16 protein-coding genes and 1 pseudogene are annotated in these 23,628 nt (G+C 42.5%); 16 read left to right on the top strand and 1 reads right to left on the bottom strand.

What is annotated here, in order from left to right:
* Nucleotides 1-44: 44 nt before the first annotated feature.
* From ABPH35_RS00945 to ABPH35_RS00990, 10 genes are all read left to right on the top strand, one after another.
* Complete coding sequence (locus tag ABPH35_RS00945; protein WP_349988439.1) at nt 45-2,291, top strand: glycoside hydrolase family 68 protein; 2,247 nt, start codon at nt 45-47, stop codon at nt 2,289-2,291.
* Between the two features lie 228 nt (nt 2,292-2,519).
* Nucleotides 2,520-3,380: an SAM-dependent methyltransferase TehB gene (tehB, locus tag ABPH35_RS00950; RefSeq protein ID WP_349988440.1), complete on the top strand. Its 861-nt coding sequence runs from the start codon at nt 2,520-2,522 to the stop codon at nt 3,378-3,380.
* A 152-nt stretch (nt 3,381-3,532) separates the two neighbouring features.
* The gene (locus ABPH35_RS00955; RefSeq protein WP_349988441.1) at nt 3,533-5,983 is read left to right on the top strand and encodes a heavy metal translocating P-type ATPase; all 2,451 of its coding nucleotides are present in this window, start codon (nt 3,533-3,535) and stop codon (nt 5,981-5,983) included.
* 270 nt (nt 5,984-6,253) lie between these two features.
* Nucleotides 6,254-6,745 carry a thiol peroxidase gene (tpx, locus tag ABPH35_RS00960; protein ID WP_349988442.1) on the top strand — a complete coding sequence of 164 codons (492 nt, stop codon included), beginning with the start codon at nt 6,254-6,256 and terminating at the stop codon, nt 6,743-6,745.
* A 159-nt stretch (nt 6,746-6,904) separates the two neighbouring features.
* The gene (locus ABPH35_RS00965; protein WP_349988443.1) at nt 6,905-7,606 is read left to right on the top strand and encodes an ABC transporter ATP-binding protein; all 702 of its coding nucleotides are present in this window, start codon (nt 6,905-6,907) and stop codon (nt 7,604-7,606) included.
* A gap of 18 nt (nt 7,607-7,624) precedes the next feature.
* Entirely contained in the window at nt 7,625-10,987 is a 3,363-nt protein-coding gene (locus ABPH35_RS00970) for an FtsX-like permease family protein (RefSeq protein ID WP_349988444.1), read from the top strand.
* A 137-nt stretch (nt 10,988-11,124) separates the two neighbouring features.
* Nucleotides 11,125-13,764, top strand: coding sequence for a DNA polymerase I (gene polA / locus ABPH35_RS00975; RefSeq protein ID WP_349988445.1), 2,640 nt, complete (start codon nt 11,125-11,127; stop codon nt 13,762-13,764).
* Between the two features lie 175 nt (nt 13,765-13,939).
* On the top strand, nt 13,940-14,407 hold the full coding sequence (locus tag ABPH35_RS00980; protein ID WP_349988446.1) for a deoxycytidylate deaminase: 468 nt from the start codon (nt 13,940-13,942) through the stop codon (nt 14,405-14,407).
* 134 nt (nt 14,408-14,541) lie between these two features.
* Entirely contained in the window at nt 14,542-15,435 is an 894-nt protein-coding gene (locus ABPH35_RS00985) for an ABC transporter ATP-binding protein (RefSeq protein ID WP_349988447.1), read from the top strand.
* Entirely contained in the window at nt 15,432-16,649 is a 1,218-nt protein-coding gene (locus tag ABPH35_RS00990) for an ABC transporter permease (RefSeq protein WP_349988448.1), read from the top strand. The genes ABPH35_RS00985 and ABPH35_RS00990 overlap by 4 nt, the downstream gene beginning before the upstream one ends.
* A gap of 219 nt (nt 16,650-16,868) precedes the next feature.
* On the opposite strand, the pseudogene ABPH35_RS10965 reads toward ABPH35_RS00990, so the two are convergent.
* A pseudogene (locus ABPH35_RS10965) lies at nt 16,869-16,958 on the bottom strand (hypothetical protein); the annotation flags it as partial.
* Between the two features lie 295 nt (nt 16,959-17,253).
* On the opposite strand from ABPH35_RS10965, the gene ABPH35_RS00995 reads away from it, so the two are divergent.
* From ABPH35_RS00995 to ABPH35_RS01020, 6 genes are all read left to right on the top strand, one after another.
* Nucleotides 17,254-17,448 carry a LuxR C-terminal-related transcriptional regulator gene (locus tag ABPH35_RS00995; RefSeq protein WP_368849476.1) on the top strand — a complete coding sequence of 65 codons (195 nt, stop codon included), beginning with the start codon at nt 17,254-17,256 and terminating at the stop codon, nt 17,446-17,448.
* Between the two features lie 882 nt (nt 17,449-18,330).
* Complete coding sequence (gene metK / locus ABPH35_RS01000; protein WP_349988449.1) at nt 18,331-19,524, top strand: methionine adenosyltransferase; 1,194 nt, start codon at nt 18,331-18,333, stop codon at nt 19,522-19,524.
* 221 nt (nt 19,525-19,745) lie between these two features.
* Nucleotides 19,746-21,005 carry a UDP-N-acetylglucosamine 1-carboxyvinyltransferase gene (locus tag ABPH35_RS01005; RefSeq protein ID WP_349988450.1) on the top strand — a complete coding sequence of 420 codons (1,260 nt, stop codon included), beginning with the start codon at nt 19,746-19,748 and terminating at the stop codon, nt 21,003-21,005.
* A gap of 105 nt (nt 21,006-21,110) precedes the next feature.
* Nucleotides 21,111-21,674, top strand: coding sequence for a GNAT family N-acetyltransferase (locus ABPH35_RS01010; RefSeq protein ID WP_349988451.1), 564 nt, complete (start codon nt 21,111-21,113; stop codon nt 21,672-21,674).
* 1 nt (nt 21,675) lies between these two features.
* Nucleotides 21,676-22,536, top strand: coding sequence for a methionyl aminopeptidase (locus ABPH35_RS01015; RefSeq protein ID WP_349988452.1), 861 nt, complete (start codon nt 21,676-21,678; stop codon nt 22,534-22,536).
* Between the two features lie 25 nt (nt 22,537-22,561).
* Nucleotides 22,562-23,491, top strand: a complete 930-nt coding sequence (locus ABPH35_RS01020; protein ID WP_349988453.1) for a YihY/virulence factor BrkB family protein — start codon at nt 22,562-22,564, stop codon at nt 23,489-23,491.
* The last annotated feature ends 137 nt before the right edge of the window (nt 23,492-23,628 follow it).

The following is a 23,628-nucleotide window of genomic DNA, read 5'->3' on the forward strand; positions in this document are numbered from 1 at the left end:
ATCTGTAGAATATCTAGTAATAAATTAAAATATAGGAGTATAGTATGCAACAATCAAAGAAGAAATTAATCGCTCTTGGTGTAGCGAGCGCTTCGTTAGCAGCTAGTCTTACATCAGTGAATGTAAAGGCGGATACACAGCCAGCACAAAATCCTACTGAAAAAGACCAAATTCAAACACCATCTGAAACAACAACACCATCTGAAACAACAACACCAGAAAAAACAAGTACAGGAGCATCAGCTGAGACAACTAACTCTGCCACTTCAAATGATGCGACTGTAGCTCCTAATCCTGCTTCAGAAGGGGCTCCAAAGAAAGAAGCGGGACAGGAACAGTCTACTAATGAGACAGTGAAAAATGAAGAAGAGGAGGATGAAACGTTATCACGTTTAAATAGCCCAGCTCTTCCAATCAATCCTGCAACTGGACTAACAAGTGATGCGGAGAAAATTGCCTCTGAAGCGCAAATCGATGTTGCAACCTTAACGGAAAAGCAAAAAGAAGCCCTTAATAAAATTGTGTTAGTTGATACGGCTGAATCTGGGAATCGAATGACTTACAAGCAGTTTGAAGATATTGCAAATGCCTTGGTAGAACAAGATCCTAAGTATGCGATTCCGTATTTCAATGCAGAAGTGATTAAAAATATGCCAGCGGCAACAACAAAAGATGCGCAGACTGGCGAAGTTGCTGATTTAGATGTCTGGGATTCATGGCCAGTACAAGATATTCGGACAGGAGTGGTTTCTAATTGGAATGGGTATCAACTTGTTGTAGCCATGATGGGGATTCCAAATACGAACGACAACCATCTTTACCTCCTTTATAACCAGTATGGGGACAATAATTTTGATAATTGGAAGAATGCTGGTTCCATCTTTGGTTATACTCAAACGCCTGCAATCCAACAATGGTCTGGTTCTGCTGTTGTCAACTCAGACAACTCTATCCAATTGTACTACACGCATGTTGATACGACAGACCAAAATAGCAATAACCAACAACTTGCTACTGCAACCTTGAATCTTGTTCTTGAAAACGGAGAGGTTAAAATCAAGTCAGTTGAGAATGATAGAGTATTGACACCTGAAGGTGGAGATGGTTACTTCTATCAAAGCTATAAGCAATGGCGTAAGACCTTTACAGGAGCTGACAATATTGCGATGCGTGATCCACACGTGATTGAAGATACGGATGGCAGTCGTTATCTTGTATTCGAGGCAAGTACAGGAACACAGGATTACCAAGGGGAACATCAAATTTATCGCTGGTCAAACTATGGTGGGGATGCTCAGTACAATGTCAAGAGCCTTTTCCGTTTGTTAGAAAATGCTGACATGTATGATCGTGCAAGTTGGGCAAATGCTGCGATTGGTATTTTGAAATTAACAGGCGATGAGAAAACACCAGAAATTGAGCGTTACTATACGCCACTTGTAAGTTCTCCAATGGTAAGTGATGAGATCGAACGTCCAAATGTTGTTCGACTAGGCGACAAATACTATCTATTTGCAGCATCTCGTTTGAATCATGGAAGTAATAATGATGCTTGGGTGAATGCTAACTATAATGTTGGTGATAACGTTGTCATGCTAGGCTATGTTTCTGATTCCTTGACAAAAGGCTATCAACCACTGAACATGAGTGGTGTTGTCTTGACAGCGTCTGTGCCAGCTGATTGGCGTACAGCTACCTACTCTTATTATGCAGTACCTGTAGAAGGCTCATCCGATACCCTACTCGTTACGTCTTATATGACAAACCGTAATGAAGTTGCCGGAAAAGGTAAAAATTCTACTTGGGCACCAAGTTTCCTTATTCAGATTCTTCCAGATAATACCACACGTGTCTTGGCTAAGATGACACAACAAGGTGACTGGATTTGGGATGAGAGCAGTGAAACTCAAATCACGGTTGGAACAAAAGATACAGCGCATCTTCCAGGAGAAGATGATGGCTACATTGATTGGAATGTTATTGGTGGGTATAACTTGAAACACCATACAGCTCATATTCCAGCACCAAATACCCCAACTCCAACACCATATAGGCCAACGCCAAGCACTCCGAATGTAACTCCTGAAGTGCCAGTGAGAGAAGTTCCTCAGGCCCCTGTATCAACTCCAGTTGTTTCTAAACCAGTGACTCCGACTCCTGTATCAATTGGCGAAGGTAGAACACTTCCAAAAACAGGTGTTGCAAGCGACCAAAGTGGATTTGTTTATATAGCAACTGCCCTAGGTTTAGCTGGTTTGGCAATGCTTCCTAAGCGAAAAGAAGAAAACTAAGAAGATATTTTAGTGTGATAGTTTAAGTTTTTCCACTCTTTCATCAGCTATTGTAGTGAGATGGATGGTTAGATTGGAGAGAGGAGGCCGTATGGCTCTCCTCTCTTTTTGGTACTCTTGTCGGTTCTGACAGATATGAGATTTCTAGGCATTTTTCTTTTTAAAACTGATGATTAGTTGCAATGCAAGCAGTTTTTTTTTTAAAATAGTAGAAAAAAGGAGATTTCGATGCAAGAGTTAGTAGCCTATAAACGGATGCCGATATGGACCAAAGAAACCGTTCCGACAGAGATTACCCATAAGAACAATACCAAGGATGGAACATGGGGAAAAATCAAGGTATTGACGGGCGAAATCAAGTATGAAGCCATTTCAAACGATAATGAGATTACTGCCACCCACCATTACCGAGCGACAGACGATATTCCCATGGTTGAACCTCAAGCGTGGCATCGGGTGAGCTTGATGACAGACGATACCAGCTTTTTTGTCGAGTTTTTCTGTCAGCCAGAGGACTATTTTGCCAAGAAATACGGCTTCACCCGTACGCATTCGGAAGTCGTTGAAGCCTTGGAAACGATTACTGAGCCGTGCAAGGTCTTAGATTTGGGGTGTGGTCAGGGGCGAAATGCCCTTTATCTAGCCCAAAAAGGCTTTGAGGTAACGGCTGTCGATTATCATTTGCCTAGTCTTGAAACCTTGTTAACCGTCATGGATGCTGAGGATTTGGACTTGCAGGTCGGTCAGTACGACATCAATCAGGCTTGCCTTACGCAGACATACGACTGGATTGTTTCAACCGTTGTCTTGATGTTCTTAGAGCGAGAGCGTATTCCAGCTATTATTGAAAATATGCAGGAGCAGACCAAGAGTGGTGGTTATAATCTGATTGTTGCTGCTATGAGTACGGATGACGCACCATGTCCGATGCCCTTTTCCTTCACATTTTCCCACAATGAGTTAAAGGATTATTACAAGGATTGGAAGTTGATTAAATACAATGAGGATTTTGGTCAGCTTCATCGTCGGGATGAAAATGGTAATTTCTTACGTTTTCGCTTTGCGACCATGTTGGCACAAAAGCTATAAGGAACTGAGAGTGGGAGGAGTCGATTTCTGTGAAAGCAGGATGGAATGTTCCTTCTGCTCTGCTTTTTTAGATAATATTGTTTACAAGTGTAGTCGAAAAAGGTATACTAGTTATATAGAGATTACATTTGTAGACAAAGAAAGGAGATTGGATGAAGAAAACCTATGTTGTAAAGGGCATGACTTGTGCCTCCTGTGCTATGACTGTTGAAAAGACTCTTCAGACCTTAGCGGGTGTCTCAGAAGCTAGTGTGAATCTAGCGGCTGAGCAAGTAAGTATTTGCTACGAGGAAGAAACCATAACAGAAGAAAAGCTAATAGCAACGGTGGCAAAAACTGGTTATCAATTGATTTCACATACCAAGGAGGAAACCTATCAAATTAAGGGAATGAGCTGCGCCTCCTGTGCCATGGCAGTAGAACGGAGTGTTGGACAACTTAGTGGCGTTGAAGAAGCTACGGTTAATTTGGCAACAGAAAACCTTACTATTCGTTACGATGCCAGTCTTCAGTCCCCCTCAAGCATCCAAGCAGCAGTAAGGGAAGCAGGATACGAAGTGCTACTAGCGGAGACAAGTCAGCAGGTAGACAGGGTTGTAGAACAGGCAGAGCAGGCGAAGAAGCTGTGGCAGCGTTTCGTCTGGTCAGCGATGTTTGCCCTCCCCTTAGTGTATCTTGCTATGGCTCCGATGCTACCATTTGGAAGAGCTTTGGTACCTGAAATAGTCCATCATGCTCCAGTTGCTGCGCTCATTCAACTCATCTTAGTCTTACCAATCGTGTATATTGGACGCAGCTTTTATCAAAAAGGTCTCAAAACCCTGTTGAAAGGACATCCTAATATGGACTCCTTGATTGCGATTGGCACCGGAGCTGCCTTACTGCAAGGTCTAGTCATGACAGCTCTTTTGTGGTTGGGGAAGGTTGAGATTGGACATGGCGAACATGCCGAATTATACCTTGAATCAGTTGCAGTTATTCTCACCTTGATTACGCTTGGTAAGTATTTAGAAACGGTATCTAAAAGTCGAACCTCGGAAGCCATTCAGCATTTGCTGTCCTTAACCCCTCCAACTGCCCGTGTTCTTCGAAATGGACAGGAATCAGATGTTCCACTTGAACTAGTCATGGTAGGAGAGCAATTGTTGGTTCGACCGGGCGAGAAAATTCCTGTTGATGGAGAAATTAGTGAGGGGCAATCCACAGTAGATGAAGCTATGCTAACAGGAGAAAGTCTTCCAGTATCAAAAACAGTTGGAGATAGCGTATTTGGTGGCTCAATTAATAAAAATGGCGCCTTTCAAATGACGGCTACAAGAGTTGGAAAAGATACGGCACTTGCACAGATTATTCGTCTGGTGGAAGAAGCGCAAGGGTCAAAGGCCCCTATTGCCCAATTAGCCGATCAGGTGGCAGCAGTCTTTGTTCCTATTGTCATGGTCTTGGCTTTGGGAGCGGGTCTGTTCTGGTTAATAGCTGGCGAGTCAGTGACCTTTTCCTTATCGATTGTCATTGCCGTACTCATCATTGCTTGTCCCTGCGCTTTGGGGCTTGCTACGCCAACGGCTATCATGGTTGGTACAGGAAAGGGGGCAGAGCAGGGCTTGTTAATCAAGTCAGGTGAAGTGCTAGAACGTGCACAAAAACTAGATACGATTCTGTTTGATAAAACAGGAACACTAACAGAAGGTCATCCACAAGTAACGGATATCGTGTCTTATCAGGGCAGGTCTGAGGAGGAAATCTTGCAGCTAGCAGCTAGTCTGGAGTATTACTCAGAACATCCCTTAGGTGAGGCGATTCTGTCTTCTGCTAAGGAAAAAGGACTAGTTTTACAGAATGTCGCTACTTTTCAATCTGTTTCTGGAAAAGGGATTATGGGTGTGATCAATGGACAAGAAATACTTTTGGGAAATCTCTCTCTAATGACTGAACAGGGTGTTGCTATTGAACAGGCAGCATCCGACAGCCACCTTCTTTCTCAAAATGGAAAAACACCAGTCTTTTTAGCTCTGGATAAGCAGTTAGTAGCAGTGATTGGTGTGGCAGATAAGATAAAGACAACAAGCCCACAAGCGATGAAACGCTTGCAGCAAATGGGACTAGAAGTTGTCATGCTAACTGGAGATACACCAGCAACGGCTCAAGCTATTGCAGCTCAAGCGGGCATTCAAACAGTTATCAGCCAAGTTCTGCCAGAAGATAAGGCAGCTGTTGTCAAAGAATGGCAAGAAAAAGGGAAAGTAGTTGCCATGGTGGGAGATGGGATTAATGATGCCCCAGCCCTTGCTCAAGCAGATGTCGGTATTGCCATTGGTTCCGGAACTGATGTGGCCATTGAATCAGCTGATATTGTTTTGGTACGCAGTGATTTGGTGGATGTCGCTCGGACGATTCAGCTGAGTCAGGCGACTATGCGGGTCATTAAACAAAATCTCTTCTGGGCCTTTGCCTACAATGTCATTGGAATTCCAGTTGCCATGGGCGTTTTACACCTATTTGGCGGTCCCTTACTTAATCCCATGTTGGCAGGAGCAGCCATGTCTCTCAGCTCCGTTTCTGTTCTAGCCAATGCCTTACGCCTGAAGAAAACTCGCCTGTAATAGGCAAGTGACGGATTCTTGGAAAAAAGAATGGGAAATGGCAAACAAAATACTAGCATTTTTGAGTCAAAACGCTTACAATAGAGGTATTAGAACCTGTATTCACAGCTCAGCAACACTATTTAGGCCTTATTTTTCGTTACTCATTGTTGCTTTTTTTCGAAATACAGTCAGTATTCCTTCAAAAAATGCCTTGATTATCGTAAAATAAACTCCTGATTAGAATGACTTCGCTTATGAATACAGGTTCTTAGAAAAAAGGAGCCTACTATGACAACATTTATCGGAAAACCAGTTACGCTTGTTGGACCTCAATTGCGCGTAGGAGATCAAGCCCCTGATTTTGTCCTTATGGCAAATGATTTGACCTTGAAGAGTCTCAATGATTTTGGCAAAAAGTGCAAGGTCATTAGTGTCATTCCGTCGATTGATACAGGAATTTGTGACACGCAAACACGTCGCTTTAATGAAGAGCTTGCAGGGACAGGCAATCTAGTTGTCATTACTGTTTCAGCAGACTTACCATTCGCACAGGCTCGTTGGTGTGGAGCAGCAGGGCTCGAAGGCGTTATCACCCTATCCGATTACTATGACCATGCATTTGGGAAGACCTACGGCTTGTTAATGCGTGAATGGAATTTACTAGCGCGTGCCGTCTTTGTCCTCAACGAAAATAATGAGATTGTCTATGTAGAATATTTGGACAATGTGAATGAGCATCCAGATTATGATGCAGCTTTAGCAGCCGCTAAAAATTTGTAACAAACTTAAAACGGGTAAGAAAATCTTGCTCGTTTTTGCTTGTGATTGTATTAGTTGGAAACACAGAGCTTGTACTTGCTATGTCGACTTGTTTCATAAGGAAGAAAGTTCGATATGAAAGCGAAAACATGGTATAATAGAGGAAGAAAAGAGGTAGATATGGCATATATTGAAGTACGCAATAGTTCTAAATCTTACATCATGGGCAACAATCGCATTGTGGCAAACAAGGATATTTCGTTTGATATTGAAAAGGGAGAGTTGGTTATCATTCTCGGTTCATCTGGTGCAGGAAAATCAACCTTGCTCAATATCTTAGGTGGTATGGATACAAGCGATGAGGGCGTGATTAAGATTGATGGAGTGGACATTGCTCAACTAAATAGTAAGCAATTGACTAAGTATCGCCGTGAAGATGTTGGCTTTGTTTTTCAGTTTTATAATTTAGTAGCCAATCTAACAGCGAAAGAAAATGTCGAATTGGCCTCAGAAATTGTTCGTGACGCCATGGATGCGAAAGATGTGTTGACCAAAGTTGGCTTGGGAGATCGTTTGGATAATTTCCCGGCTCAATTATCAGGCGGCGAGCAACAGCGAGTTGCGATTGCACGAGCAGTTGCTAAGCGCCCTAAGATGCTCTTGTGCGATGAGCCGACAGGAGCCTTGGACTACCAGACAGGTAAGCAGGTCTTACATATCTTACAAGACATGTCGAAACAGGAAGGGGCAACGGTGGTGATTGTGACTCATAATGCAGCTCTGGCTCCAATTGCAGACAAGGTCATTCAGATGCGCGATGCGAGTGTCCATTCGATTCAGGTCAATCCGCAGCCGCAAGACATTCGAACCTTGGAATATTAAGAAAACAAGGAAAGCTAGATGAATAAGAAAATCTATTGGAAAACGATTCGCCAATCCTTGCTGTCTTCCAAGGGGCGATTCTTTTCGATTTTTAATTTAATGCTGATTGGGTCCATGGCCTTTATTGGCTTGAAAGTCGCAGCGCCGAATATGGAAAAAACGGCGCAACGCTATATTGAACAAGGACAGATGATGGATTTGGCTGTGATGTCAGACTTAGGAATCAGTCAAGCAGACAAAAAAGAACTAGATCGCATTAGAGGTGCCCAGATTGAGTATGCCTACTTTAAGGATGTGACCATTGGGGCTGGGGAGGAAGCAATCCGTTTGTTTTCAACTCCTAAAACCATTTCACGCTACCAACTAAAAGAGGGGAAGCCCCCTAAATCAGCCAAGGAAATGCTATTGTCAACCAATCTCAAAGGAACATATCAGATTGGGGATCGCATTACTGTCCAAGAAGGCAATAAACAGGCTAGGGTTTTAAAAGAGACAGAATTTATTGTGACAGGTTTTGCGGATTCGGCAGAAATCTGGGGGACAATCAATCTTGGACCGGCTAGTACAGGAACAGGTCAGTTAGCTGCCTATGCTTTTGTGGATGAGGCGGCCTTTGATTCGGAAGTGTACATGATGGCACGTATTCGTTATGATGATTTGGTAGCTGTTCCCTATTACCAAGCAGCCTATAAACAACACATCACGTCTCACCAAGAAGAATTGAATCGCATATTAGCGGACAATGGGGAAGAGCGACTGGCTAGTATTCGTAAAACTGGTCAGGCAAAGATTGCTGATGGGAAACAAAAAATAACGGAGGCTGAGCAGCGACTCCGAGAAGCTCAGCAAACCTTTGGCATAAAGGAAGAGGAACTGAACAAGGGTCGGGTTCAATTAGAGCAGGGACAAGAGGAATTAGGACTGCGGGCAGATGAACTAGAATTAGCCAAAGCTCAACTCGACCAAGCTAAGGAAGAATTGGACAACAGTCGCGCTCAGTTAGCTGCTGCGCAACGACCGCTTGAAATTAGTCGAAAGGCTTTAGAGGAGAATCGGAAAGGGCTGATACAGGCCGAAACGCAACTGAGTGAGGCGCGAGCTGGTTTGAGCGCAAAAGGTGCTGAATTGGATCAAGCAGCGGCTCAAATTGCAACAGCCCAAGGAGAATTTGAACGAGCAACCCAAGCCATTCAAGACCAAATCACTTTTGCGATAGCCGCAGGAGACAATCCAGCAGAACTACCTGAACTGGTAGCAGCTCAGCAACACTTGCAACAGCTAGAAAGTGATATTGCTGCTGCTCAACAAGTTTATCAACAAGGATTGGCAGCTTATAAATTAGGAAAAATCCAATATGAAGAAGAATTGGCTCGCTATCAGGAGGGGAAAAAGCAATACGAAGCCGCTCTGGGTCAGTATCAAGAAGGACAGGCAAACTATCAAGAAGGAGAAGCGACCTATCAAACTGGTCTGGCTGAATACGAGGCGAATCGTATCGCCTACGAATCAGGACAAGATCAATTAGCTGCTGCCCGAGCAAATCTTAGAGAAAAAGAAGGAGAATTAGAGAGAGGAGAAAAGACGCTCCAAGAAGCAAGAAGTGCCTTTGAGCGGAGGCGTTTGGAAATTGAGCAAGAGTTGCTACAATCGCGTAGAGAATTACAGACTGCACAGGCTGACTTAGCTCGGTTTGATACACCAGAATACCGCACCTATACTCGAGCTAGCCTACCTGGTGGAAATGGTTATGCCAATTATGATAGTAGTACCAAGAGCATTTCTGCGGTCGGGACAATTTTTCCGGTCGTGCTTTATCTAGTCGCTTCTCTTGTAACCTTTATGACCATGACGCGTTTTGTTGATGAAGAGCGCTCTAATCTCGGGATTTTTAAGGCCCTTGGTTACACTAATCGACAGATTATCATCAAATTTCTTGTGTATGGTCTATCCTCTGGTTTATCAGGAGCCATTGTTGGGATTGTCTTAGGGAATTTCTTCCTCGCTCCAATGATTAGTCGAATTATTACCGATACGACGGTGATTGGGAAGAGCAGTCTTTCTCTCTATCCGAAATGGTACCTTCTAGCAATCCTATTTTCTCTTCTTGCTTCTGTGTTGCCAACCTATTGGGTTGCACGCAGGGAGTTAAAAGACAACCCAGCTCAGCTCTTACACGCCAAGCCTCCTGTTTCAGGAGCCAAGATTTTCTTGGAATATGTTCCAATGGTTTGGCAGCGTTTGAGTTTCACTCAAAAAGTGACAGCTCGCAATATTCTACGTTATAAAAAACGGATGCTCATGACTATTATTGGTGTAGCAGGCTCAGTCGCTCTCTTATTTGCTGGCTTAGGGATTCGTTCTTCTATTTCGCGGGTCATCGATCGTCAATTTCAAGAACTTTTGCATTATCAATTGGTGCTTGTCAAGCAAAGTCGAGCCAGTCAAGAAGATAACGTCGAGCTTGAAAAGGCGTTGCGGTCACCTTCCATTCAAAAGACCCTACCGATTGCTTACTACGGTTTAACAGAAACAATAGAAGGTCAGGATGACGCCCTTGCCATTAGCCTTTTTATCAGTCCAGAAAAAGATCTGTCTTCCTTTGTTACCTTACGAGATTCTAAGAATGGTCAAGGACTAGTCTTATCAGATGAAGGGGCAATTATCTCTCAGAAGTTGGCTCAGTTGTATCAGGTTGATGTAGGAGATAGGTTGACGGTGAAGGTTCAGCAAGAACAGCTGACACTGAAGGTAGCTGGAATTACTGAGATGTATGCTGGTCACTTTATTTATTTGTCGGACGCTGCCTATCAGCGGGCAAGCGGAAAAGCTTATCATGCAAATGCAGATTTGGTTATTTTAGACAAGTCAGATAAGAAGACGGTTGAGAAGGTAGCACGTGATTTTCTAGCTATGAAAGGGGTTGTTGCGGTCGTGCAGAATCTCTCCCTAATTACCTTACTAGAAACGATTGTTCAGTCCCTACAATCTGTCATGCTGATTTTGATTGTCTTATCTATTTTACTGGGAATTGTCATTCTCTATAATTTGACGACCATCAATATGGCAGAGCGGATTCGGGAATTATCAACCATTAAAGTCTTGGGATTTTATGACCGTGAAGTGACCTTTTATATCTATCGTGAAACCATGATTCTATCAACCTTGGGGATTGTCTTAGGTCTATGTGCAGGATTCTTCTTACATCGCCTGCTTCTGGTTGTCATTGCTTCCCCAGCTATCCTATTTGCTCCAACTGTATCCATTGATGTCTATATTGTTCCAATTGTCGCCGTGCTAGGAATACTCACCCTGTTAGGCTGGTTAGTTCACCGCCAGTTGAGTCAATTAGATATGCTTGAAGCCCTCAAGTCTGGAGAGTAATCGGAGGGTGCCAACAGTCCACTAGACTGTTAATATATAACGTCAAACTATAAAATTAAAAAGGAGTGAGATAATCTGGCAGATTATTCTACTCCCTTTTTCTATTCTTGGCTGGAAGAACATGATATAATAAAAACATGAAAAAAAATAGATTATTACTAATAGACGGCTCATCTGTAGCCTTTCGTGCCTTTTTTGCACTCTACAATCAAATTGATCGGTTTAAGAGTCCGACTGGCCTTCATACCAATGCCATTTACGGCTTTCATCTCATGCTGGACCATATGATGAAGCGGATCCAGCCAACTCATGTATTGGTCGCTTTTGATGCGGGGAAAACAACCTTCCGTACAGAGATGTATGAGGCCTATAAGGCGGGACGTGCTAAAACACCGGATGAATTTCGAGAGCAGTTTCCCTTCATTCGCCAAATGCTTGAGGTCATGGGTATTCGCCATTATGATTTGGAACGCTATGAAGCAGATGACATCATTGGGACTTTGGATAAGTTAGCAGAAGGAAGTAGCGAACCGTTTGATGTGACCATTGTCAGTGGTGATAAGGACTTGATCCAATTAACGGATGAAAACACCATTGTTGAAATCTCCAAAAAAGGAGTTGCCGAATTCGAGGAATTTACCCCAGCCTATCTCATGGAAAAAATGGGCATCACCCCGACTCAGTTTATCGACTTAAAAGCACTCATGGGAGATAAATCAGATAATATCCCTGGTGTGACCAAGATTGGTGAAAAAACAGGACTCAAACTCTTGGCCGAATATGGATCATTAGACGGTATTTACGAGCATATTGACAGCATGAAGCAGTCTAAGATGAAGGACAATCTGATTCAGGATAAGGAGCAGGCCTTTCTATCACGGACACTTGCGACCATTGATACGAAAGCGCCCATTACCATTGGTCTTGAAGATATTGTTTATCAAGGTGCAGATGTTGAGCAATTGGCGCGCTTCTATGAGGATATGGGATTCAAATTGCTCCGTTCCCAACTAGGAGGTGAGGCAACAGCACCGACAGCTATCAAGAACGACTTTGTAGTAGTTGAACAGGTTGCTACAGACATGCTTCATGAAGACCAGTTTTTCCACTTTGAAATTTTTGGGGACAATTACCATAAAGACCCCATTATCGGTCTTGCTTGGGGAGATAAACAGGCTATTTATGTCGGAGGAGCAGAGCTCCTGTCACAAGATATCTTGCGTGATTTTCTGACAAGAACAGCCATTAAAACTTACGATTTCAAACGGAGCAAGGTCTTGCTTTCCCATTATGGGATTGACCTAGGACTAGCAGCTTTTGATAGTCGTTTAGCTAAATATCTGCTCACGACGGTAGAAGACAATGAGATTGCAACTATTGCTAAGTTATACGGTCAGAACAGTTTAGATGCAGATGAAGTTGTCTATGGCAGAGGTGCCAAACGATCCATGCCTGAGTTAGAAAGACTCTATCAACACTTGGCTAACAAACTAGCCGTTCTCGTTGAGACCGAAGCCATTATGCGGGCTAAATTGGCTGAAAACCAGCAGTCAGACCTCCTCTTTGATATGGAGTTGCCCCTTGCAAATGTCCTTGCTAAGATGGAAATGACAGGGATTAAGGTCGAAGCTGAGACTCTGAAAGTCATGCAGGCTGAAAATGATCTCTTGATTGAAGAGTTGACAAAAGACATTTATGACTTGGCTGGTGAGGAGTTCAATATCAACTCTCCTAAGCAACTAGGTGTCATTCTCTTTGAAAAAATGGGATTGCCACTTGAATTTACCAAAAAGACCAAGACAGGTTATTCCACAGCAGTAGATGTGCTAGAACGACTGGCTCCGATTGCTCCGATTGTGTCAAAAATTCTCGAGTACCGTCAGATTACCAAGTTGCAATCAACTTACGTGATTGGTCTTCAAGAATCCATTATGGAAGACGGGAAAATCCGTACCCGCTATGTGCAAGATTTGACCCAGACAGGTCGCCTTTCTAGTACAGACCCCAACTTGCAAAATATCCCTGTTCGACTTGAGCAAGGTCGCTTGATTCGCAAGGCCTTTGTGCCAGAATGGGAAGATAGTGTCCTACTGAGCTCGGATTACTCCCAGATTGAATTACGGATTTTGGCGCATATTTCGCAGGATGAACATTTGATTGAAGCCTTTCGCCAAGGAGCTGATATTCATACTTCGACTGCCATGCGGGTATTTGGCATTGAAAAGCCTGAAGATGTGACAGCAAATGATCGCCGAAACGCTAAGGCTGTCAACTTTGGCGTAGTCTATGGCATTTCAGACTTTGGTCTGTCCAATAATCTGGGTATTAGCCGCAAGGAAGCGAAAAACTATATTGATACCTATTTTGAACGTTTCCCGGGCATTAAGAACTATATGGAACGTATTGTTCGTGAGGCGCGTGATAAGGGCTATGTTGAGACGATTTACCACCGCCGTCGTGAAATTCCTGAAATCAATTCTCGCAATTTTAATGTGCGAAACTTTGCCGAACGAACTGCTATCAATTCACCGATTCAAGGTTCAGCTGCGGATGTACTAAAAGTGGCTATGATTAACCTAGATAGGGCCATGACAGAAGCTGGTTTACGCACTCGCATGCTCTTACAAGTGCATGATGAGATTGTTCTTGAAGTGCCAAATGATGAATTGGCTATCATTCGTTCTATGGTGAAAGATGTCATGGAATCAGCGATTTCCCTCTCCGTTCCATTGCTTGCTGATGAAAATGCAGGCAAAACATGGTATGAGGCCAAATAATAGAACAAAGCAGAGGATGGGCTGTAAGAGGCTCATTCTTTTTTTTTGTTCCCCAAAGCTGAGATTTGATGCTTGATGTACTATCGGGAGTCGATTGTTGTTATTCGCTTTTTGAGCTCTCTCCTTTTTGAAAAACATGGTATAATAAGGAAAATATATCTGAGGAGGCTAGAAGATGTCAGAAAAACGCTTAGCATGGGATGAATATTTTGCGGCGCAAGCTCTCTTGATTGCCAATCGAGCAACCTGTAAACGGGCAAAGGTGGGCGCGGTCTTGGTCAAGGAGAATAAGGTTGTGGCAACAGGCTACAACGGCTCTGTTTCTGGAACTGAGCACTGTTTAGAGCAGGAGTGTCTGGTGGTGGATGGACATTGCGTGCGAACCTTGCATGCCGAGGTCAATGCGATTTTACAAGGGGCAGAGCGAGGGATTCCCAGAGGTTTTACAGCCTATGTCACGCATTTCCCCTGTCTAAATTGTTCCAAACAGCTTCTTCAAGTCGGCTGCAAACGAGTGGTTTATATCAACGAATACCGCATAGACGATTATGCCACCTATCTCTATCAAGAAAAAGAATGTGAACTCGTTCATCTGTCAATTGATAAAGTGAAAGAGGCGATTTCACAGACAGATTGGATCTAAAAAGCTCAATTTTTCAATTAAACTAAAAAAAAAAAGCAAATTTTGGTTGAATTTTGCATCGAATAGGAGTATAATGAGGTTGTTATTATTTTGGAAATGCTTACAGAGCATCGTGATACAAAAAGGAGGTTTCGATGTTAGAAGTAGTAGGATTGAGAAAAAGTTTTGGTGACAAGGCTGTTTTACATGGGATCGATTTTCAAGCAGAAAAAGGACGGATTGTCGGTCTTGTTGGAAAAAATGGTGCAGGAAAAACAACCATTTTTCACAGTATTTTGCAATTTTTAGACTATGAAGGACAGATTCGCTTTGATGGGCAAGCTATTTCACAAGCAACGTATGAGAAAATTGGTTATCTGCCAGAAGAGCGGAGTCTCATGCCAAAATTAACAGTTTACAATCAAGTTCATTATTTGGCCAGTTTGAAAGGCTTGTCGACTTCTTATATCAAGGAACAATTGCCGCTTTGGATGGCAAAATTACAGGTCAAGGGAAATCCAACCGATAAAATTAAAAGCCTATCAAAGGGAAATCAACAGAAAATCCAGTTGATGATTACCCTGATGCACCAACCAGATTTGATTATTCTGGACGAGCCTTTTAGTGGTCTTGATCCGGTCAATACAGAATTGCTGAAACAAGTGATTCTAGAGGAGAAAAAGCGTGGAGCGACCATTATTTTTTCAGATCACGTTATGACCAATGTCCAAGAAATCTGTGATGATATTTTGATGATTCGTGATGGGAAAGTAGTTGTTGCAGGGACCATTGAAGAGGTTCGAAATAGCTATGGGAAGACCCGGCTATTCGTTGCCAGTGAACGTATACAGGAAGAATTGGAAGCTCTGCCCCATGTGATCAGTGTCAGTCGGACCAAACAGGGTACTTGGCGGCTAGTCTTGGATGATGAATCATCAGGCCCAGCCTTATTTGATATTCTCACTCAGGGACAGTATGTGTCAACCTTTGACCAACAAGCCCCAACGATTGATGAAATCTTCAAGTTAGAATCAGGAGTAGCCCTATGAAACAACTGTTTATTGTGATGAAAGAAACCTATTTCCGTCATGTGAAATCATGGAGTTTCTTGTTTATGGTCTTGAGTCCCTTTATCTTTTTAGGATTCTCTGTCGGAATGGGTGTTCTTGCCGGCATGTCCCAATTATCTTCCGAACCAATCCCAATCGTTTCGACCAGTCCTGAGATTCAGCAAGCGCTAGGAGAGGATAAGAACAAGTACAATTTTGATTATTTGGATCAAACGGCTGCCCAAAAAGCGGTAGACGATGGAGAAATTGATGGCTACCTCGTGCTAGGTGTCGCAGAAGATCGAGTGCATGCTGCTTATCATGGTAAGGAAAGTATGAATCAGTTTGCTAAGCAATCTATCTTGGATGATTTGAAAAAACTTCAGGCAGATTTGAACCAGAAAGCAGCTCAGTTGACTGGGGAGCAAGAAAAAATCTTATCCCAAGAGATTAGCTATGATGAAGTGATTGAAAAAAATACAGAATTGACTCAGACACTTCAACAAGGTTTAGTTTTTGTTCTCTCCATTGCTCTTTATATGCTACTTATTGTGTATGCAAGCACAACAGCTCAGGATATTGCGAATGAAAAAGGAACCAAGATTATGGAGGTCATCTTCTCTAGTGTCCGTGCCTCTAATTACTTCTATGGACGCATGTTAGGGATTATGGCAGTTGTGTTGACTCATATTTCCATCTATGTAGTTGGTTTCCTTCTTGCCTACTTTGTCGCTGGTCAGTTCCCGCTTGTCCAGAGGTTCTTAGAGCAATCGCAAGAAATGGTGGTGCTATTGTTCCGGCCTTCAACTGTTTATACAATCTTCTTTATGTTACTAGGATTGATTTTCTACATTGTCCTTTCGGCAGCTTGCGGTGCCTTGGTGACACGTGTGGAAGATGTCAACAAGGCAGTTCAACCCCTTGTTTTACTGGTTGTTGTTGCCATGCTGATGAGTATCAGCTTGGGAGTAAAAGGTGAACATATTTTACTCACCATTGGGTCCTACATTCCTTTCTTTTCCCCGTTTTTTATGCCGATTCGTCTCATTCATGAAGAAGCCTCCTATCTTGAAGGTCTCCTTTCTTTACTCATTTTACTTGGGACAACAGCAGCTAGCATTTGGTATATTGGAAAAATCTACTCCAGTCTCATCCTCCAAACAGATGATTTAGGCTTGTGGAAAAATTTTCAACGTGCGCTGAAAAATAAATAAGAGAAGCTGGGCTCAAGTCCCAGCTTTACTCATTTTGAAAGGAGAAAAATGACAATGCTAGAACAAGCTTGGTTTTGTTCAACAAGATGTAAGGATTTCTTAGAGCTGATATGGGAATGCGCGAATTACTTATTGCGTCTCTCTCTATTTTTGATAAAATGCTAATAAATGGGCACAGGATCTCTACTGTCTCCCCTAGGGGCTTGTCCTTTTTTCCATTCACTTTTTCATCTGTTGGACCTTACCACGCTTGATTTCACGAGTTATGGTTGAGTGATGAACACCTGGCTGGCGAGCAATTTCGCCTTTAGAAGTTCCTTATTTTAGGAAGAGAGCAATCTTTCCTCTCTGACCAGCTGTCAGGTGCTTATAAGAACGTTTGGTGGCACAATCAGAAGTGGACATGTTTATCATCTTTCTATACTGGATTTTGCAACGTTTAGTATAACAGATAAACATGTCTTTTATGTTGCACTTCATTTTACGACGCGGGAATTGTTATTTTAATAGGGTACAGGAAAAAATATGAATATCGAGCACAGAAGATGGGAGCTTATGCCTTTATTGATAAAAGTATTTTTCGGTAGAAGAAATCGTGGACATCTTGTCTGAACGAGAGATAGAAGTGTTAGAGTCTGTCAGAAATGGCTTAACGATTGATGAGATTTGTGAAACATTATTTTTTAGTAAACGGACTGTTTCCAATCATTTGGCAAATGTATTTTCAAAGCTAAGTGTTACTAATAGGCAGGAAGCAATCCCTAAAGCAGAGCTTTTAGGATATTTCTCTCCAGGATAAATCTTGCAGATTTAGGATAAGGATTGGAAATAGAGGCGCAGAAAAAGTCGAAAAACTATTTTAAAAAAACCTGAATTTTCAATGAAAACATGATATAATGAAAGGGTTATGAGTCCCGAAAAGGCGATTGTTTACTCAAAAAGAAAACAATCGGTGCTTTGTAACTTTTAACTTGGCAACAATGTCGGTAGCAAGGCTACGCGTCATTGTACGGCAGTCGCTATTAGGCGGTCTGCCTAGCCAACTTACTAGACTGGGAAAGGTCTTAGTAACGAATTCCTTTTCCAATCTTCGTAACTGAACTAGAGAAAACGGCTCCTTCGTTGTACCTTTTTCTACGGTAGCCGCTACTTGAATAGAGGAGACTAACCTGGTTAGTCTTATTTCCAACCTTCAAAGGTCTCCCATACCTTTGAAGCTAAGCGACTTACTAGCTTTCCCCAAGCGAAAATATCGTTCGTTTGGGGAAACCGTCGTAGCTTGATAATAGTGTCAGTAGTAAAGTCATACGTCATTGTACGGCAGTAAGGTCAACTAACTTCGTTAGTCTTATTTCCGAACTTAAAAGGTCTACTAGACCTTTTAAGCTAGCCAACTTACTAGACTGAGAAAGGTTTTAGTAACGAATTCCTTTCCCAGTCGTCGTAACTGAACTAAGAAAAATAGCTCCTATGTTACACTTTTTCTACGGCAGCTGCTATGATGCTAAGGATACTAACTGTGTTAGTTCTATCTCCAACCTTCAAAGGTCTAGTAGATTTTTGAAGCTAAGTGCTTTACTTGCTATTCATAAGCGAAAATATCGTTTGTTTGCAGTTGTAGGGAGTTGGTCATCGAGTAGTTGTTTTTCTAGGATCATTTTATTTAAAGGGGGACATGAAGATGTCAGAACGTAAACTTTTCACTTCTGAATCGGTATCTGAGGGGCATCCGGATAAGATTGCGGATCAGATTTCCGATGCGATTTTAGATGCGATTTTAGAGCAGGATAGGGACGCCCATGTAGCAGCTGAAACAGCTGTTTATACAGGTTCTGTCCATGTATTTGGAGAAATTTCAACCACTGCTTATGTTGATATTAACCGTGTTGTACGGGATACCATTGCAGAGATTGGCTATACCAATACGGAATATGGTTTTTCAGCTGAAACAGTAGGTGTGCATCCGTCTTTGGTTGAGCAATCACCTGATATTGCTCAAGGGGTCAATGAAGCCCTGGAAGTTCGTGGCAATGATGAGCAAGATCCGCTGGATCAGATTGGAGCTGGGGATCAAGGACTGATGTTTGGTTTTGCAGTAGATGAAACGCCGGAATTGATGCCATTGCCCATTTCACTTAGTCACCAATTGGTAAAGAAATTAGCAGATTTACGTAAGGCAGGAACGATTCCCTATCTGCGTCCAGATGCCAAGAGTCAGGTGACCGTTGAATATGACGAAGAAGATCAACCAATTCGTGTGGATACAGTCGTTATTTCAACCCAGCATGACCCAGAAGTAAGTCAGGCAACGATTCGCAAAGACATCATCGAGCAGGTGATTCAAACAGTTATTCCAGCCCGTTATTTGGATGAGGAGACCAAATATTTCATCAATCCGACAGGTCGATTTGTCATCGGTGGTCCGCAAGGGGATTCTGGATTAACAGGTCGTAAGATTATCGTAGATACGTATGGGGGCTATTCCCGTCATGGTGGTGGTGCGTTTTCTGGAAAAGATGCGACAAAAGTCGATCGTTCAGCTTCCTATGCAGCCCGCTACATTGCTAAAAATATCGTAGCAGCAGGTTTGGCCAAGAAAGCTGAAGTTCAGCTCGCTTATGCGATTGGAGTCGCTCATCCTGTCTCTGTACGGATTGATACCTTTGGAACCAGTACCGTTGCTGAAAATCGTATCGAAGCAGCTGTGCGAGAATTGTTTGACCTTCGTCCAGCAGGCATTATCCAAATGTTGGATTTGAAACGACCAATTTATCGCCAAACAGCGGCATATGGTCACATGGGACGGACAGACATTGATTTGCCATGGGAACGTTTGGACAAGGTGGAAGCGCTGAAACAACTAGTAGAAAATTAACAAAGAGGAGTGGGATACGGTTATGACGAAGCTCACTCCTTTCTTAATTCACAGTGAACGGGTAAAAATAGATGAAAAGAGTAGATAGCAGTAGCTATCGGAGCGTAACAGATTGACTAGTTGATAGACGTCTAATTGTTAAACTAGCTATTTTACAGAAGATGTGATACAATAAACTGTATGCCCTTTTTTGGCGAAAACGAGAAAGTGATTTGTATAGTATGAGAAAAATTGTGATTAATGGTGGTCGTCCTCTTAAGGGGAATGTGACTATCAGCGGAGCAAAAAATTCAGTTGTAGCTCTGATTCCAGCAATTATTTTAGCAGATGGTATTGTGACCTTGGATGGTGTTCCAGAGATTTCAGATGTTGACAGTCTTATTGACATCGTGGAGATGATGGGAGCGAGTGTCAAGCGTAGCGGGGATTCCTTGGAAATTGACCCTCGTGGTGTTCAAGATGTGCCTATGCCCTTTGGTAAAATCAATAGTTTACGTGCTTCCTATTATTTTTATGGTTCCTTGCTCGGTCGTTTTGGTCAAGCCATTGTAGGACTACCAGGAGGTTGTGATTTGGGACCACGTCCGATTGATTTACACTTAAAGGCTTTTGAAGCGATGGGTGCAACCATGACCTACGAAGGACTGAATATGCACCTTTCAACGAATGGAAAACGAATCCAAGGAGCGCACATCTTTATGGATACGGTCAGCGTTGGTGCTACGATTAATACCATGCTAGCAGCAGTTAAGGCGGAGGGCCGTACGGTGATTGAAAATGCAGCCCGTGAGCCAGAAATCATTGATGTGGCAACGCTTTTGAACAATATGGGTGCCCATGTTCGTGGAGCAGGTACAGAAGTGATTACGATTGAAGGTGTTACAGAACTGCATGGAACGCGTCACCAAGTCATTCCGGATCGGATTGAGGCAGGAACCTATATTGCTCTTGCAGCTGCGGTTGGTGAAGGGATTCAGATTGACAATGTTCTCTACGAACATTTAGAGGCATTCATTGCTAAGTTAGAGGCCATGGGTGTTCGGATGACAGTGTCAGAAGATAGTGTTTTTGTTGAAAAGCAAGATAGACTGAAGGCTGTTAGTGTCAAAACCTCTCCTTATCCAGGATTTGCAACAGACTTGCAACAACCCCTTACTCCCTTATTACTCAAGGCGGAAGGTAAAGGAACGATTACAGACACCATTTATGAGAAACGTGTCGGTCATGTGCAAGAATTGGCTAATATGGGAGCCGATATTCGTGTTTTAGGAAGTCGCATCAGCTACCAAGGACCAAACAAGTTGAATGGTACACGTGTTAAAGCAACGGATTTACGAGCTGGCGCTACGATGGTCATTGCAGGATTGATGGCTGAAGGTCGTACTGAAATTACCAATATTGAGTTTATCCTTCGAGGCTATTCCAATATTATTGAAAAACTACAAGATCTAGGTGCAGATATTCAATTAGTGGAAGAATAAGCTGTTGCTTAACTTGGCTAAATGGCTACTCTAAAGGAGTGAGTGAGGAAAATCGAGAAGGAACTGACCGATTGGTACTCACTCATTTTTGATAAGGAAGAAAAGATGACGATTTGGGAACCTCTTGCAAGATATGCCTACTTTGAAACAGACCGTCTGCTTCTTCGCCCCTTTTCTTATGAAGATAGAGAAGATTTGCATGCGATACTTTCAAATCCCTTGAATACAGAATATCTCATGCCGAGTGCTAGGAACTTGGCAGAGACAACCAATCTGCTCGTCCAAATCTTTATGAAATTGCCCTTAGGAATTTGGGCAATCGAAGAGAAAGAAAGTAGGCAGATGATTGGTTGCATTCGCTTTGAAAACATTGAGGAAAAAAAGAAGGAAGCTGAAATAGGGTATTTTCTAAGGCAATCTTTTTGGGGACAGGGATTGATGACAGAAACTCTTCAGACACTGGCTTACCTAGCCATTCACCATGTGGGTTTTCAGAAGGTATCTGTCATTACTCATATAGAAAATATAGCGAGTCAGCGTGTGGCAGAAAAAGCAGGTTTTCAAAAGGTCCGCCAGTATAAGGGAAGTGACCGATATAGCCATAGAATGCGGGAGTATGTAGAGTTTCAGTTACTTGCATCACAGTATAAACTATTAGAAGAGGAATGAGATGATTACGATTAAATCACAAAGAGAAATTGAGGCAATGGACCGAGCAGGTGATATTCTTGCTAGTATTCATATCGGTTTGCGTGACCTGATTAAACCAGGGTTTGATATGTGGGAAGTAGAGGAATATGTTCGCAGACGGTGTAAGGAAGAAAATGTTTTGCCTCTTCAAATTGGAGTAGAGGGGCATTTGATGGATTATCCTTATGCGACTTGTTGTGGTTTGAATGATGAAGTGGCTCATGCTTTTCCACGTCATTATAAGTTAAAAGAAGGTGATTTATTGAAGGTTGACATGGTTTTGAGTGAACCGCTTGATAAGAGCATCGTGGATGTTTCTAAATTGGATTTTAACAATGTCGCTCTCATGAAAACCTATACTGAGCCATACGCTGGTGGTCTAGCGGATTCTTGTTGGGCCTATGCAGTAGGAGAAGTGAGCCAAGAAGTGAAAGACTTAATGGATGTGACCAAAGAGTGTCTTTACCTAGGAATTGAACAGGCAGTTGTTGGCAACCGTATTGGCGATATTGGTGCTGCGATTCAAGAATATGCTGAGAGCAAAGGCTATGGTGTCGTACGTGACTTGGTCGGTCATGGTGTTGGACCAACCATGCATGAAGAGCCAATGGTGCCTCACTATGGACGTAGAGGACGTGGTCTTCGATTGCGTGAAGGGATGGTCCTAACGATTGAACCGATGATCAATACAGGTACCTGGGAAATTGATACCGATGAAAAGACAGGTTGGGCGCATAAAACCTTAGACGGCGGCTTGTCTTGCCAATACGAACACCAATTTGTGATTACTAAAGACGGTCCTGTGATTTTAACCAGTCAAGGAGAAGAAAGAAGTTACTAATTTTAAGTAGGGAAAAGGAGGAAGGATGAACAGAAAGAAGCTATGGAGCAACTGTAAGTCATTTGGAACCTCCTTTTTGTCCTTTTATCAAGCAGCAGAAATGGATTTGACAGGTGTAGCCGTTGCCTATTACTTAATTATCTCGATTTTTCCGATTCTGTTGACCCTGGCCAATCTTTTACCCTATTTACAGATTGATGTAGAGCAAATCTTAGCTTTTCTAGCAGACTTTTTTCCAGAACAAATCTACCCGACGGCGGCGGAGATGGTTGTGAGTATTCTAACGAAACCTTCCTCGTCTTGGCTAGGAATTGCCATTGCGACTACCCTATGGACGTTGTCAAAGAGTATGGTAGCTCTCCAAAAAGCAGTGAACAAGGCCTATAATGTTGATCAACATCGGGATTTTATTATTAGTCGAGCAGTTGGCATTTTTTTAGGAATTGGTCTCCAAGCCATTATTATTTTTAGTATGATGATGCTAGCTTTTGGTAAGACTCTTCTCCAATTGCTGTCGTCCAAATTTCATTTTGATCCCCTGTTTGATCATTTCCTCAATCAGGGTCAATTAGTTGCTTATATCGCGCTTTTTCTTGCATTGGTCATGCTCTATTTTTTCCTGCCCAATGTTCAAATTCGAAAAATTCGCTATGTCTTACCTGGTTCCCTGTTTGTTTTAGGAGTTATGGCAACGGTTGGACAATTGTTTGGTATTTATATTGATTCCTACACCAACCGTCTCTTGGATTTTCGTTTAGTATCGTCTCTTGTGATTCTGGTATTGATGTTGTGGTTCATTTTTTTGGCCAATATTCTCATTATTGGAGCTGTTTTGAATGCAACGGTGCAAAGTTTGCAGGTGGAAGCATTTGACCCAAGAGCAGGAGATGTGTTGTCATTTTTTCATCGCCTCAAGTCCTTCATTGTTAAAAATCGTAAAAAAAGAAACTCCTAACTTAGGAGCTTCAGATTGAAGACAAAGTCCATAGAATTCATTTTCTAAGGGCTTTTCTTTATAAATAGGAGTATAATGAAAGTATCTCATATGAGGAGGATAAGAGCTATGCTTCATAAAGAACAACCAGAATATAA

Source organism: Streptococcus handemini, assembly GCF_040984445.1.
GTDB lineage: Bacteria > Bacillota > Bacilli > Lactobacillales > Streptococcaceae > Streptococcus > Streptococcus handemini.